This is a genomic window from uncultured Caulobacter sp., from assembly GCF_947036865.1.
GTDB lineage: Bacteria > Pseudomonadota > Alphaproteobacteria > Caulobacterales > Caulobacteraceae > Caulobacter.
In genome coordinates, this window is the sequence record NZ_CAMQSF010000067.1 from 1 (window position 1) to 13576 (window position 13576).

Sequence of the window (13576 nt, forward strand, 5' to 3'; positions counted from 1 at the left end):
TTTCCCTACACGACGCTCTTCCGATTGTCAACGCCTCGCGGTCGGCCTGGGTCGGGAGCTTGCGCGACAGCAGCCACAGATAGCGGCCCGAGCCCTCGCCGACGATCGACCAGCCGTAGTCGTCGGCGTGGTCCAGGATCCAGTAGTCGCCATAGAACGGACCGAAGAAGCTGACCTTCAGCTTGGCGTTCGTCGTCGTGTCGACGATCTTGGCCTTGCCCTCGCTGGTCTTCACGGGGCCATCGACCGCGCCTTGATGGCAAGTATTCAGCACGCGGATCAACCCGTCCGGGCGCTTGGAATATTCGGCCGTGACGCCCTCGCAGCCCTTCTCGAAGCGCATGTCGTAGCGCGCGACCTCGTACCATTTGCCCAGGTAGCGATCGAGCTCCACCGTCTTGGCCGGCTGCGGCGGACGCGGATTGCCGACCGGACCGGACACGCAGGCGCTCAGCGACATGGCGAGGGGCAGGGCGAGCAGGGCGGCGCGCATGGGGACTCCAGGGATCGGGCAAGCGGTCGTCGCCGAGGATACGGCGAGCGCGGCGCGGCGGACGAAGCGGGACCGTGAAACGACGACCGCCCCGCCGGGGTTCCGGCGGGGCGGCGAGGTCTGGATGGCGGCGCTCGCCCTATTCGGCGGCGATGCTGACCGGCGCGACCGGGCGGTCCTTGAAGTTGATGGCCTGCAGGTAGCGGATGCCTTCCTCGGCGATGTCGTCGCCGACCATGCGGTCGCCTTCGCTCTTCAGCTCGGCGATATCGACATACATGGCGTAGAAGGCCTTGGTGCGGTCGGTGATGATGCCGGCGTTCAGCAGCGTCTTGACCAGCACCCGGAAGATGTTGGTCTGCTCCTTCATGTTCTCCCGACGCACCTCGTCGGTCATGATCTTCCCGTACTCCTCGACGACCTTGTCCGGATCCAGGCCGAACTCGGCGTAGAGGTCCATCTGCTGGTGCGGCGAGACGAGGTTGAACAGCAGGGTCTGGAAGCAGTGCGCCGCCCAGTCCTCGATGATCGCGTGCTCCTCGGGCGACAGCTTGGGCACGGTGCGGTCGGCCCAGATCTTCCCGAACTTGTGGTGGAAGGCCTCGTCGGTCATGACCAGCTGCAACAGCTTCTTGCCGACCGGGTCGTTGATATTGTTGAAGAAGGTGGCGAAGGCGCCCATGGCCAGGCCTTCCACCAGCATCTGCATGCCGATGATCTTCTTATAGACCTCCGGCGAGCCGATGATCTCGACGAGCAGGGTCTTCAGCGCCGGGCCGCACTCGACCGGACGGCCCCAGCGGGTCTTGATGTACTTGGCGAAGGCCGTGACGTGGCGGGCTTCCTCGCGGGTCTGGTTGGCGGCGTATTCCTGCGCGCCCTGGTCCTTCAGCACGTGGCACAGGCTGGCCGACAGGTTCAGCGCGCCTTGCTCGCCGTGCAGGATCGACGAGAAGCTGCGCAGCACCGACTGGTTGATGAACCGGGTGCGGACCTTGGGATCGCTGAGGTGGTTGGAGACGTAGTCCGTCGACAGCGCGATGACCATGTCCTCGGGAACCAGCGGCTGGTTCTCCATGTCGAACGGCTCGTCGAAGTCGATATAGGCCTTGTCCAGCGGGTCCCAGAAGTGGTCGTGGGTCGCCGCGATGATCTTGTCGAACGCGCTCGAGCGGTTGTTGTACCGGTCGAGTTCGAGCATCGACTCGAAGTCGTCCGGCGCCACCGCGTCGTACATGGCGTCCTTGGTGATGTTCTTGTCCGTCATGGCGGCGCTCCCTATGGCCGTGTGACATCGTCTCGCCGGGCCGGCTTGCGCGGTCTCTCGGCTATCTAAACAGTGTCAACTCAACTGCCGACGCCGGTCAAATTAAAAATGACGACCGCGTCAAGTTTGGAGCTCGGAATGAACATCTTCGCGCTGACCGGGGCCGGCGTCTCGGCCGAAAGCGGCCTGGGCACGTTCCGCGACAAGGACGGGGTCTGGACGAAGTACGACCTGAACGACGTCGCGACGCCGGAGGGGTTCGCGCGGAACCCGGCCCTCGTGCGCGACTTCTACAACGCCCGGCGCGCGAACCTCGCCGGCGCGCAGCCCAACGCCGCGCACGCCGCCCTGGCGCGGCTGGAGACGGCCCTGGCCGCGCGGGGCGGCGAGCTCTTCCTCTGCACACAGAACGTCGACGACCTGCACGAGAAGGCGGGCTCCGGCCGCGTGATCCACATGCACGGCGAACTGGCCGTGACCCGCTGCCATCACTGCGCCGCGACCTGGCCGGACACGGGTTCGCTGAGCGCCGACACCGTCTGCGCGGCGTGCGGGCGGGCCGGCGGCGCGCGGCCGCACGTGGTCTGGTTCGGCGAGATCCCGCTCTTCATGGACGCGATCGAGGACGCCCTGGCCCGCGCCGACCTTTTCGTGTCGATCGGCACCTCGGGCTCGGTCTATCCGGCGGCGGGCTTCGTCGCCGAGGCGCGGGCCATGGGGATCGCGACCTGCGAGCTCAATCTGGAGCCGTCGGCCAACGCCTATGTGTTCGACGAGAAGCGCTATGGCGCGGCCAGCGCGGTCGTGCCGGCCTGGGTGGAGGGCGTGATCGCCGGCCTCTAAGCCGCTCGCGCCACGCCCTGTTCGCACCAGGCCATCGGCTTGGGCGCCTTGTCGAAATAGAAGCGCTGACCGTTCTCGACCGCGAAGCCGGCCGCCTCGACGGCGCTGGTCACCGGGCGGGTCAGGTGGCAGCCGCCGGCCAGGCGCTTCCACAGGGGCTCCAGGGCGCGCTGCCAGCGCGAGACGCCGGCGTCGGGCGACAGGCCGTGCTCGCAGAACAGGAACCGGCCTTCCGGCTTCAGCACGCGGCGCGCCTCGGCCAGGGCGGCGGCGGGGGAGCGGACCGAGCACAGGGTGAAGGTGCACAACACCGTGTCGAAGCTGGCGTCGGCGAACGGCAGGCGCTCGGCCTCGCCGTCGGTGATCTCGACCTGGAGGCCCTCGGCGCGCGGGGCGGCCTCGGCGATGGCGCGCAGCTCCGGGTGCGGGTCGACGCCGGTGACGCTGGTCGCCTTGGCCGGGTCGTAGAAGGCCAGATTGAGCCCCCCGCCGACGCCCAGCTCCAGCACGCGGCCGCGCGCCTGAGGCACCAGCTTCTCGCGCTGCTCGCGGATGCCCGGCGCGGCGCAGGCGCAGCACAGCAGCTTCGGCAAGATGTTGCGCTCGTACCAAGACGCCATGACGTGTTCCTCCCGGGGCGGGAGGGGAACGGCGATCGCCTTCGCGGTCAAGTCGAGTTGCTGACAAATGTGGCGGCGGCGCGCTGTATTCGAGAACGACCCGCCGCGTGGAGCGCAGATGCCCAAGGCCATGAAACCGCCCGCCGAGGAAGCCGAAGGAGCCTGCGCCTGCGGAGCTGTGCGGGTGGCGATCGGCGTGCCCGCCCGCTGGGCGTTTCACGACCACTCGGCCGCCAGCCGCCACGCCCAGGGCTGCGCCTATGTCACCTATGTCGCCAGCTATCGCAGCCGCTTCCGCTGGCTCGCGGGGGAAGATCTCGTCACGCGCTTCGAGCACGAGGGAACCACGCGCGGCTTCTGTTCACGGTGCGGAACGCCTGTGTTCATGTCTCGTCGGCGGGCGCCGGTGATGATCAACCTGCCGCGCGCGCTTTTCTCTTCGCGCACCGGTCGCGAGCCACGCTACCACACCTCGCTCGATCAGGCCCCGGACTGGGCGTATGGCGGCGGCAAGCTGGTTCCGCTGAAGGGCTATCCGGGCGTGATGTGGGAGCGGCCGAAGCCGAAGCGGCGGCGAGCGGCGATCGACGATTTTCTATGAGCGGCCGTTGGCGAGGTGCGGCGAATCCACTATCTATGGTCGAGCTTGATGGGAGGACCTCGGTGTCCAACGGCCTGACTCCCTATATCGGCCCGATCATCGTTTTCGGCGCCTTCATCGTCCTTGTGCTGCTAGGGCGGGGCTGGTCCGAGCGTCGGGTCCGCGCCCACTTCGCCCGCGAGGGGACGGTGCTGCGGGTGAAGCGCGTCGGCCAGTTCAGCGCGTTCGCCGATCGCCGGCGCATGCAAGAGTTCCGTGTCCGGGTGCGTCGGCCCGATGGCGTTGAAGTGACTTATGCGGCTGAGCTCGAAGGATTGGGGCCGGTCCGGCGCCTTTGGTAAGCTACCGTCCCTCCAGCGCCGTCAGCACCGCCGGCTGGGTGCGCGCCAGCTCGATCAGCCGCTCGATCAGCGCCTCGCGGCTGTCCAGCGCCAGGCCGTCGCGCAGGCGGGCCATGCGGTCGCGGACCTTGCCAAGGTCGGCCGTGTTCGCCGCCGTGACCACGGCCGCCTGATGCTTGCAGGCGCCGAACTTCTCGAAGCCGGGACAGGTGCAGAGCCCTTCGCCCGCCGGCGCCCACAGCTGGACGACATAGAGGTCGCCGACGCTGCCGGTGACGTGGGCGGTGACCTTGTCGTCCTCGATCGAGACCAGATCGACGGCCCCGGCCTCGGCCATGGCCGCGCCGGTGTCGAACCAGCGCTCGTCCATCCGTTCCTTCCAGGCTTCAACCTCGAACAAGCTCATGCCTCGTCCTCGATGCGGTGGATGTCGTCGTCCGACAGGCCGAAATGATGGCCGATCTCGTGAACCAGCACGTGGGCGATCAGCTCTCCCAGAGAAACGTCGCCGCGCTCGGCCCATTCGTCGAGGATCGGGCGGCGATAGAGGAAAACCCGCGACGGCTCGGTCGCGACGTCCAGCACCGAGCGGCGGCCCAGATCGACGCCCTGATAGAGACCGGTCAGCTCGAACGGGTCTTCGATGCCGAGGCTGTCCAGAACCTCGTCGGGCGGGAAGTCGTCGACCCGGATCACCACCTCGCCGGAGAGCTTCCGGAACGGGCCCGGCAGGGCGTCGAAGGCTTGCCGGGCCAGGGCGGCGAAGTCGTCGAGCGACGGGGCGAGGCGGTCGGACCAGGTCATGGCCCTCACATAGAGCGATTGGCCAGAGGCGCCAGAGGTCTTACGCCGCTCGCCCCCTAACCGCTGCCTTCCGACCCTTGCCTTCCTAGGCCTTGTGCCTAGGACCCATTTGTCGGCTGGATGATGAGATTCCGGAGGCCAAGGCGCGGGTGGGCGGGCCGAAATCGCACCACAGCGCGCGGTGGGCATGGGTCCTAGGCACAAGGCCTAGGAGAGCACGTTGGTGGGGCTGGACCATGCGCCTCCGCAAATCGCCACCGCGCGCCACAGCGGTGCTTGATCGCCCTCTGGTCACGGCCCGACTAATCTGGGAGTCTGATTCGACGACCCGCTGGGGTAAGCGACGCGCCTGATGACTTCCTACGACCTGATCCTCGCGGCGACGGCCGGCGCGGTTTGCCTGGCCCTTTGCGTCACCCTGTGGTCGCTGGGCCAGCGCCGCGGCTTCGAAGCGCGCATCGCGGCGCTGAAGGCGCGCCTGGTCGAGCAGGGCGGCGAGGCCCTGGACGCGCCCGCCTGGGTCGAGGCCTTCGACACCGCCGTCATCGCTCTCGAAGGCGGCCGAGCCTCCCTGGCGGCGGGTAGCGAGGGGCTGGCGGCCTGCGCCCGGATGCTGGGCGTGGCGGCGGAGGTCCAGACGGTGGTCGCGGCCTTGTCGAAGGCCGATCCCGACCATGCCCACAAGCTCTCGGCTCTGCTCGAGCGGGGCGAGCCTTGCGCGTTCGAGGCGCGGGGCGCCGAGGGCTGGGTGTCGGTCGAGGGACGCGCCGCCGGGGCCCTGGCCTGGCTGCGTCTGGCCGCGGTCAGCGGCGGCGAGTCCGGACTGCCCTCGGCCGCCCGTTTCGCCGCCCTGTTCGACGGCGTCGTCGAGCCGTGCTGGATCGCCGGCGCCGACGGCCAGGCGGTCTGGGGCAACGCCGCCTTCGTCCGCGCGGTGGGCGCGACCGCCGCCTCGGCCGTCGCGCTGGCGGGCAAGAGCTTCGACCGCGCCGCCGACGCCCTGGTCGTGGAGGCCGTCCAGAAAAGCGAGCGCCGCGAGGCCCTGCGCTGGATCAATCTGGAGGGGCGGCGCCGCGCGTTCCGGCTGTCGGCCCAGCCGCTGGACGGCGGCGGCGTGGGCGTGTTCTGCGCCGACGTCACTGAGATCGAGGACGTCCGCGACGCCTTCAAGAAGCACGTCGAGGCCCACGACGAGACCCTGAACCACATCGCCGAGGCGGTGGCGATCTTCAGCCAGACGCGCCGGCTGTCGTTCCACAACACCGCCTTCGCCGAGCTGTGGGGCCTGGAGCCGGCCTGGCTGGCCGAGCGGCCGACCCACGGCGAGGTGCTGGACCGCCTGCGCCAGCGCCGCCGCCTGCCCGAGACCATCGACTACGCCGGCTGGAAGGCCGCCGAACTCGCCCGCTATGAGGACCTGGGACCCCAGGCCGACGACCTCTGGCACCTGCCCGACGGCCGCACGCTCAAGGTGGTGCGCCAGCCTCACCCGCTGGGCGGCATGCTGCTGATCTATTCCGATATCACCGGCGAGCTGCGCCTGAAGGCGCAGTACAACGCCCTGATCCAGGTGCAGCAGGCCACGCTGGACAAGCTGAACGACGCCGTGGCGGTGTTCGGCTCGGACGGCCGCCTGCGGCTGCACAACGAGGCGTTCGAGACCTTCTGGAACGTGACCTCGTTCGCCCTGGAGGCGGCCGGCGACTTCGAGGGCGTGGTCGAGCTCTGCGTGCCGCGCCTGCACGATCTGGCCTTCTGGCGCGAACTGAAGGGCCGGGTCGCCGATCCCGACCCGCAGATGCGCGCCCCGACCTCGGGCGAGGTGCGGACCTCGGACGGCCGCATCGTGCTCTATCAGAGCCGGCCCCTGCCGGACGGCGCGACCCTGATCGCCTTCGCCGACGTCACCGACACCCGCGACCTGCAGAGCGCCCTGGCCGCCCGCGAGGCGGCTCTCGCCGAGGCCGAGCGGCTGAAGCGTGATTTCGTCGGCAATGTCAGCTACGAGCTGCGCACGCCGCTGACCACGATCATCGGCTATTCCGAGCTCCTGGAGCGGGCCGACGGCATCTCCGAGCGCGGCCGCAATCACGTGGCCGCCGTGCGCGCCGCCGCCACCCAGCTGGCGCGCTCGATCGACGACGTGCTCGACATGGCCCAGATCGACGCCGGCGAGATGGCGCTGGAGATCGAGGACGTCCGCGTCTCGGACCTGCTGATGAACGCCCAGGAACGCGCGCTGAAGGACGCCCAGCTGGGCGGCGTGACCCTGGCCGTCGAGTGCGAGGAAGATGTCGGCCTGATCCGCGGCGACGGCAAGCGTCTGGCCCAGACCCTGGATCATCTGGTCGAGAACGCCCTGCGCCAGACCCCGCCCGGCGGCCGGGTCACGCTGCAGGCCCGGCGAGGCCTGGGCGAGGTGCGGCTGGACGTCTCCGACACCGGCCGGGGGGTGCCGTTCCACGTCCAGGCCCACATCTTCGACCGCTTCGTCGGCCGCGACCGGGGCGGCCCGGGCCTGGGCCTGGCGCTCGTCAAGGCGCTGGTCGAGCTTCACGGCGGCTGGGTGGCGCTGGAGAGCGAGCCGGGGAACGGCTCCACCTTCACCTGCCACCTGCCCGAGACCCAGCAACCCGGCGCCATGCAGCCGGAACTGGGGTTCTGAGAAGCGCATAAAGATATCTTTATGCGTTAATTGCTCGGAAGGGCTCGGCGCTGTATAAGCGCGCGCAAGATCCCACCCGACCGCAGGAGCCGCTCGTGGCCGACTATATCGTCAAGGACATCTCGCTCGCCGATTACGGCCGCAAGGAAATCGCCATCGCCGAGACCGAGATGCCGGGCCTGATGGCCACGCGCGCCGAGTACGGTCCCAAGCAGGTCCTGAAGGGCGCCCGCATCGCCGGCAGCCTGCACATGACGATCCAGACCGCCGTGCTGATCGAGACCCTGGTCGCCCTGGGCGCCGAGGTCCGCTGGGCCTCGTGCAACATCTTCTCGACCCAGGACCACGCCGCGGCCGCCATCGCCGCCGCCGGCATTCCGGTCTTCGCCTTCAAGGGCGAGAACCTGGTCGAGTACTGGGAATACGCCCACAAGATCTTCGAGTGGGGCGACGGCGGCTATCCGAACCTGATCCTCGACGACGGCGGCGACGCCACCCTGCTCTGCGTGCTGGGCCCGAAGGCCGAGAAGGATCCCTCGATCCTGAACAATCCGCAGAACGAAGAGGAAGAAGCCCTCTACGCCGTGATGAAGAAGTACCTGGCCGAGAAGCCGGGCTTCTATTCGGCGATCCGCTCGGCCATCGGCGGCGTCTCGGAAGAGACCACCACGGGCGTCCACCGCCTGTACCACATGGCCCAGAAGGGCGAGCTGCCGTTCCCGGCCATCAACGTCAACGACAGCGTCACCAAGAGCAAGTTCGACAACCTCTATGGCTGCCGCGAGAGCCTGGTCGACGCCATCCGTCGCGGCACCGACGTCATGCTGTCGGGCAAGGTCGCGGTGGTCTGCGGCTATGGCGACGTGGGCAAGGGCTCGGCCGCCAGCCTGCGCCAAGGCGGCGCCCGGGTGATCGTCACCGAGATCGACCCGATCTGCGCCCTGCAGGCGGCCATGGAAGGCTACGAGGTCCAGACCCTCAACGACGTCGCCGACAAGGCCGACATCTTCGTCACCGCGACCGGCAACAAGGACGTCATCACGCTGGACGACATGCGGAAGATGAAAAACAACGCCATCGTCTGCAACATCGGCCACTTCGACTCGGAAATTCAGATCGCCGCCCTGCGCAACTACAAGTGGGACGAGATCAAGCCGCAGGTCCACCACGTGGAGTTCCCGGACGGCAAGAAGCTGATCGTGCTGTCGGAAGGCCGTCTGGTGAACCTCGGCAACGCCACCGGCCACCCCAGCTTCGTGATGTCGGCCAGCTTCACCAACCAGACCCTGGCCCAGATCGAGCTGTGGACCAACAAGGACAAGTACCAGAACCAGGTCTACACCCTGCCCAAGCACCTGGATGAGAAGGTCGCCTTCCTGCACCTGGAAAAGCTTGGCGCGAAGCTGACGACGCTGCGCAAGGATCAAGCCGATTACATCGGCGTGCCCGAAGCCGGTCCGTTCAAGCCTGACCACTATCGCTACTGACATCACGGATGTCCTAAGGGAAATCGTTGGATTTCCTTCGGCAAGGCCCGCCGGCGACGGCGGGCCTTTTCTTTTCGCGGCTGGATGAAGAGCCGCCCTATTCAAGGTCGCCTGGCTCGGCTAATCGCTTTGGCCATGCCGCTAGCCTTGATCATCTCTAGCCATGTCGCCGGCAGCCAGGTGGGCGCGACGGCGCAGGCCACCGCCCTGGCGCAGTTCCGCATCGACTCGATGACCGTGCCGACCGTGCTGTTCGGCCGGCATCCGGGCTGGGGCGTTCCCGGCGGCGCGCCCGTGCCGATCGAGGTGCTGGAGGGCATGCTGGACGGCATCGAGGCCAACGGCCTGTTCGGCCTCGTCGATCTCGTCATCACCGGCTATTTCGCCAGCGCCGCCCAGGTGCGGGCGACCGCGCGGGTGATCGACGCCGTGCGCGAGACGCCTCGGCCGCAGGGCGCGGCCACCCGCCGCCCCATCGTGATCGTCGATCCCACCATGGGCGACGCCGGCAAGGGGCTCTACATCCCGGCCGAGACCGCCGACGAGATCATCGCCGACCTGATCCCCCGCGCCGACGTCGTGGCCTGCAATTCCTGGGAGCTGCAGAAGCTGACCGGAACCGACGCCCGCGACCCGCAGTCGGCCATGCGCGCCGCGCGGCTGCTGGGCAAGACGACCCTGGTCTCCTCGGTGCATCGCGGGGCCGAGATCGGCGCCGTGCTGGCCGATCACCGCGAGGCTTGGCTCGCCGCCCACGCGAGGGCCGAGCGCGCGCCCAACGGCACCGGCGACCTGCTGACCGCCCTCTACGCCGCCTCGATCCTGGAAGGCCAGACCTTCTCGTACGGCCTGGCCCGCGCGGTCGGCGGCGTGGCCGAGACGGTGACGGCCGCCAATATCTGGAACGCGCCGGAGCTGCCGATCGTCGCCATGGGCGCGCGGATCAAGCAGACCTCGCCCACCGTGCGCATCGAACGGCTCGCCTAGCATGACCGAGATCACCGGCCTCTGCCCCGACCGCTTCGCCCGCGTCCGCGAGGTCTTCGCGGCCAACTTCGAGAACAATGGTGAGCTGGGCGCGCGGTTTTCGTTCGCGATCGACGGCGAGATCGTCGTCGACCTGATGGGCGGCTTCGCCGACCGCAAGCGCGAGGTCGCGTTCGGTCCCGACACCCTGACGGCGCTGTTCTCGACCACCAAGGCCGTGGCCGCGCTGATGGTGGCGCGGCTGGTCGACGAGGGGCGTCTCGCCTACGACCAGCCGGTCGCCGACGTCTGGCCCGAGTTCGCCCAGAACGGCAAGGCGGCGGTGACGGTCGAGCAGGCGCTGTCGCACCAGGCGGGCCTGTCGGGCTTTTCGGACGAGACCGATCCCGCCCTGTGGTTCGACTGGGACGCGACCTGCGCCAAGCTGGCGGCCATGGCCCCGCTGTTTCCGATCGGCTCGGCCAGCGGCTATCACCCGGTGACCTACGGCTATCTGGCCGGCGAGATCTTCCGCCGGGTCGACGGCCGCACGATGGGGACGGCGCTGCGCGAGGACATCGCCCAGCCGCTGGGCCTCGACCTCTGGATCGGCCTGCCCGACAGCGAGCACGGGCGCGTCTCGGAGCTGATGCGCCCCAGCGCCCTGCCGAGCTTCGGCGCGATCAATCCGGCGCTCGAGGCGGCCTTCCTGAAGCCCTGGTCCTCGCCGGGCGGGCGCAGTTCGGCGGAGTGGCGACGGGTCGAGATCCCGTCGGCCAACGGTCACGCCACCGCCGCGGCCCTGGCGCGGCTGATGGGCGCCCTGGCGACCGGCGGAAGCCTGGACGGCCGCTCGCTGATCACCCCGGCCGGGATCAAGGCCGCGACGGCCCAGCGCATCGTCGGCCCGGACCTCGTTCTGCCCTATGTGATCAGCTGGGGCGCGGGCTTCATGCGCAACGCGCCGAACTTCTTCTACGGCCCGACGGCCGAGGCGTTCGGCCATTCGGGTTGGGGCGGCTCCTGCGCCTTCGCCGATCCGACGCGTGGCGTCTCGGGGGCCTATGTGATGAACAAGCAGGGGACCGCCCTGATCGGCGATCCGCGCGCCGTACGATTGATCGAGGCGGCCTACGCCTCGCTTTAGACCGTCTTTAGGGTTTGCCCTTAGGCGTCGGTCTCCAAGGAGAGACGCATGATCCGCACCGCCTCGCTCGCCCTGGCCTGTCTGGCGCTGGCCGGCGTCGCCCGCGCCGCGGACCGCGACTTCTGCGCCGACCGGCCCGGCAAGGGCTCGCCGCCCTGCGTGCTGGACCCGGGCCGCTTCCAGGCCGAGCTCGGGGCGGTGGACGCGGCCTTCTCGCGCGGCGGCGGGGTCCAGGTCGACGACGTTTCTTATGGCGGACTGGAACTGCGGCTCGGCCTCGCCTCGACCGTGGAGGGACAGCTGTCCTGGACCGCCCGCGAGCGGGTGCGGACCAAGGATCACGGCGTGGTCTCGACGGTGTCGGGATCGGGCGACCTCGGGGCGGCCGTGCGGTGGTCGCTGAAGAACCCCGCCGGCGACGGCCTGTCGATCGCCCTGCAGCCCTTCGTCACGGCCCCGACGGGGTCGAACGGGATCGGGAGCGCTCTGTGGCAGGGCGGCGTGATCGCGCCGATGTCGGTTCCGCTGACGGCCGACTGGTCGCTGAGCCTGACGCCGCAGGTCGCGGCGCGCGCGAACGCCAGCGGCGCGGGGCGCCATGTGGGCTATGCGCTCGTCAGCGGGGTGGGACATGCGGTCGGCCCGGTGAACCTCGGCGCCGAGCTGTGGGTCGATCGCGACGAGGACCCCTCGGGCCACGTGACCCAGGCCAGCTTCGACCTCACCGCCGCCTGGGCGCCCAAGGCGCTGAAGGACGTGCAGCTGGACGCCTCGGCCTATGTCGGCCTCAACCGCCAGACCCCGGACCTGGAGCTGGTGGTCGGGGTCGCCCACCGGTTCTAGCTCGTCGCCAGCGTCCGGGTCCGCTTCCAGGCCCCATAGGCGAAGGTCGCCACGCCCAGCCAGATGAACACGAACGACAGGGCCCGCAGCGGCGTGAACGGCTCGCCCAGCACGACGCCGATCAGGAACTGCAGGGTGGGCGCGATGAACTGCAGGAAGCCGACGGCGCTGAGCGGCAGCCGGCGCGCCGACCAGGCGAACAGGGCCAGCGGGGCCACGGTCGCCGGGCCGGCCAAGGCCAGCAGCAGCGTGACCTCGCCGCCCTTGCCGAAATGGCCCTGGCCGCTGGCTTGGGCGTGCAGGACGTAGGCCAGGGCCGGCAGGGCGAGATAGGCGCACTCGATGAAGAGACCGGTCTGGGCGTCGGCCTTAACCTGCTTTCGCAGGATTCCGTAGACGCAGAAGGTCAGGGCCAGGCCTAGGGAGACGATCGGCAGGTGGCCGAGCGCGATCGTCTGGATCGCGACGCCGACGGCGGCCAAGCCGATGGCGACCTTGCCTTCGGTTGTCATGCGCTCGCGGAACAGCAGGGCTCCGGCGGCCATGTTCATCAGCGGGTTGATGTAATAGCCGAGGCTGGCCTCGATCACGTGGCCGGCGTTGACCGCGAAGACATAGATCGACCAGTTGCTGAAGATCGCCAAGGTCGACAGCGCCAGCATGCCCAGGGTGCGCGGCTGGCGCAGCACCGAGGCGACCTGGCCGCCCTGGCGGGCGATCAAGACGAGGCCGGCGGCCCACAGCACCGACCACAGCGAACGGTGCGCGATCATCTCCCACGACCCGACGCCCAGGGTCGACAGCAGGTGGAAATAGAGCGGCAGGAAGCCCCACAGGACGTAACAGCCGACGCCGGCGATATAGGCGGAACGGCTGTCGGTCTGGGCACTGGGGCGCATGACGCCAAACTCCTGATCCGATCTTCCCGGCGAAGGCCGGGATCCAGATCTCAAAGCGCTTGGGCTGATGGCGGTAGCGCCGAGTTGCTAGAGCGCAACCCAGCGCTTCCGCATCTGGACCCCGGCCTTCGCCGGGGAGATCGGAGAGAGACGGCTAGGCCGGGACCTTCGCCTTGATCAGACCCTTGTCATGCAGGAGCTGGGCGATCTGCACGGCGTTGAGAGCCGCGCCCTTGCGCAGGTTGTCCGAGACGCACCAGAACACCAGGCCGTTCTCGACGGTCGGGTCCTTGCGAATCCGCGAGACATAGACCGGGAACTCGCCCTGGGATTCCTTGGGCGTGATGTAGCCGCCGTCCTCGCGCTTATCGACGACCACGACGCCCTCGGCCTCGCGCAGGATCTCGCGGGCCTCGTCCTCGTCCAGCGGGCTTTCGAACTCGACGTTCACGGCTTCGGAGTGGCCGACCATGACCGGCACGCGCACGCAGGTGGCGACCAGCTGGATGTTCGGATCCAGGATCTTCTGGGTCTCGACGGTCATCTTCCACTCTTCCTCGGTGAAGCCGTCGCCCAGGACGACGTCGCTGGGGGGGGTGA

At 69.0% G+C, this 13576-nt stretch carries 14 protein-coding genes; 8 read left to right on the top strand and 6 right to left on the bottom strand.

Translation table 11 applies throughout. From position 1 onward, the window contains the following. Positions 1-632 precede the first annotated feature (632 nt). Entirely contained in the window at positions 633-1760 is a 1128-nt protein-coding gene (locus tag Q0V34_RS19590) for a ferritin-like domain-containing protein (protein ID WP_297515689.1), read from the bottom strand. Between the two features lie 138 nt (positions 1761-1898). On the opposite strand from Q0V34_RS19590, the gene Q0V34_RS19595 reads away from it, so the two are divergent. Next, positions 1899-2603: an NAD-dependent deacylase gene (locus Q0V34_RS19595; RefSeq protein ID WP_297515691.1), complete on the top strand. Its 705-nt coding sequence runs from the start codon at positions 1899-1901 to the stop codon at positions 2601-2603. Here Q0V34_RS19595 and Q0V34_RS19600 read toward each other — a convergent pair. Next, positions 2600-3223: a class I SAM-dependent methyltransferase gene (locus Q0V34_RS19600; RefSeq protein WP_297515693.1), complete on the bottom strand. Its 624-nt coding sequence runs from the start codon at positions 3221-3223 to the stop codon at positions 2600-2602. The two genes, Q0V34_RS19595 and Q0V34_RS19600, sit on opposite strands and share 4 nt — an antisense overlap. 118 nt (positions 3224-3341) lie before the next feature. Here Q0V34_RS19600 and Q0V34_RS19605 point away from each other — a divergent pair, with 118 nt between their 5' ends. Both Q0V34_RS19605 and Q0V34_RS19610 read left to right on the top strand, forming a co-directional pair. Further along, the gene (locus Q0V34_RS19605; RefSeq protein ID WP_297515698.1) at positions 3342-3824 is read left to right on the top strand and encodes a GFA family protein; all 483 of its coding nucleotides are present in this window, start codon (positions 3342-3344) and stop codon (positions 3822-3824) included. Between the two features lie 62 nt (positions 3825-3886). Next, positions 3887-4165 carry a hypothetical protein gene (locus Q0V34_RS19610; protein ID WP_297515701.1) on the top strand — a complete coding sequence of 93 codons (279 nt, stop codon included), beginning with the start codon at positions 3887-3889 and terminating at the stop codon, positions 4163-4165. A gap of 1 nt (position 4166) precedes the next feature. Here the strand turns inward: Q0V34_RS19610 and Q0V34_RS19615 are convergent, their stop codons facing one another. Both Q0V34_RS19615 and Q0V34_RS19620 read right to left on the bottom strand, forming a co-directional pair. Then, on the bottom strand, positions 4167-4571 hold the full coding sequence (locus Q0V34_RS19615) for an SWIM zinc finger family protein (RefSeq protein WP_297515703.1): 405 nt from the start codon (positions 4569-4571) through the stop codon (positions 4167-4169). Then, entirely contained in the window at positions 4568-4969 is a 402-nt protein-coding gene (locus Q0V34_RS19620) for a metallopeptidase family protein (protein WP_297515706.1), read from the bottom strand. Before Q0V34_RS19620 ends, Q0V34_RS19615 begins: the two co-directional genes overlap by 4 nt. Positions 4970-5321: 352 nt before the next feature. Between Q0V34_RS19620 and Q0V34_RS19625 the strand changes: the two genes are divergently transcribed. From Q0V34_RS19625 to Q0V34_RS19645, 5 genes are all read left to right on the top strand, one after another. Beyond that, positions 5322-7634 carry a PAS domain-containing sensor histidine kinase gene (locus tag Q0V34_RS19625; RefSeq protein ID WP_297515708.1) on the top strand — a complete coding sequence of 771 codons (2313 nt, stop codon included), beginning with the start codon at positions 5322-5324 and terminating at the stop codon, positions 7632-7634. 95 nt (positions 7635-7729) lie between these two features. Further along, complete coding sequence (gene ahcY / locus Q0V34_RS19630; RefSeq protein ID WP_297515713.1) at positions 7730-9121, top strand: adenosylhomocysteinase; 1392 nt, start codon at positions 7730-7732, stop codon at positions 9119-9121. Between the two features lie 135 nt (positions 9122-9256). Continuing rightward, positions 9257-10108, top strand: coding sequence for a pyridoxal kinase (locus Q0V34_RS19635; protein ID WP_297515716.1), 852 nt, complete (start codon positions 9257-9259; stop codon positions 10106-10108). Position 10109: 1 nt separating this feature from the next. Continuing rightward, positions 10110-11234: a serine hydrolase domain-containing protein gene (locus Q0V34_RS19640; protein WP_297515719.1), complete on the top strand. Its 1125-nt coding sequence runs from the start codon at positions 10110-10112 to the stop codon at positions 11232-11234. A gap of 48 nt (positions 11235-11282) precedes the next feature. Next, positions 11283-12077, top strand: a complete 795-nt coding sequence (locus Q0V34_RS19645; RefSeq protein ID WP_297515722.1) for a transporter — start codon at positions 11283-11285, stop codon at positions 12075-12077. On the opposite strand, the gene rarD is transcribed toward Q0V34_RS19645, so the two are convergent. Further along, complete coding sequence (rarD, locus tag Q0V34_RS19650; RefSeq protein ID WP_297515724.1) at positions 12074-12976, bottom strand: EamA family transporter RarD; 903 nt, start codon at positions 12974-12976, stop codon at positions 12074-12076. The two genes, Q0V34_RS19645 and rarD, sit on opposite strands and share 4 nt — an antisense overlap. A 154-nt stretch (positions 12977-13130) precedes the next feature. Then, the coding region (locus Q0V34_RS19655) for an Asd/ArgC dimerization domain-containing protein (protein ID WP_297515727.1) at positions 13131-13576 on the bottom strand (446 nt) is incomplete at its 5' end.

Bases quoted from the DNA above. Each gene is read 5' to 3' on its own strand.
- Q0V34_RS19625 (WP_297515708.1), top strand. From the start codon at position 5,322: ATGACTTCCTACGACCTGATCCTCGCGGCGACGGCCGGCGCGGTTTGC.
- Q0V34_RS19645 (WP_297515722.1), top strand. From the start codon at position 11,283: ATGATCCGCACCGCCTCGCTCGCCCTGGCCTGTCTGGCGCTGGCCGGC.
- Q0V34_RS19590 (WP_297515689.1), bottom strand. From the start codon at position 1,760: ATGACGGACAAGAACATCACCAAGGACGCCATGTACGACGCGGTGGCG.
- Q0V34_RS19635 (WP_297515716.1), top strand. From the start codon at position 9,257: ATGCCGCTAGCCTTGATCATCTCTAGCCATGTCGCCGGCAGCCAGGTG.
- Q0V34_RS19600 (WP_297515693.1), bottom strand. From the start codon at position 3,223: ATGGCGTCTTGGTACGAGCGCAACATCTTGCCGAAGCTGCTGTGCTGC.
- Q0V34_RS19620 (WP_297515706.1), bottom strand. From the start codon at position 4,969: ATGACCTGGTCCGACCGCCTCGCCCCGTCGCTCGACGACTTCGCCGCC.
- rarD (WP_297515724.1), bottom strand. From the start codon at position 12,976: ATGCGCCCCAGTGCCCAGACCGACAGCCGTTCCGCCTATATCGCCGGC.
- Q0V34_RS19605 (WP_297515698.1), top strand. From the start codon at position 3,342: ATGCCCAAGGCCATGAAACCGCCCGCCGAGGAAGCCGAAGGAGCCTGC.
- Q0V34_RS19595 (WP_297515691.1), top strand. From the start codon at position 1,899: ATGAACATCTTCGCGCTGACCGGGGCCGGCGTCTCGGCCGAAAGCGGC.
- Q0V34_RS19640 (WP_297515719.1), top strand. From the start codon at position 10,110: ATGACCGAGATCACCGGCCTCTGCCCCGACCGCTTCGCCCGCGTCCGC.
- Q0V34_RS19615 (WP_297515703.1), bottom strand. From the start codon at position 4,571: ATGAGCTTGTTCGAGGTTGAAGCCTGGAAGGAACGGATGGACGAGCGC.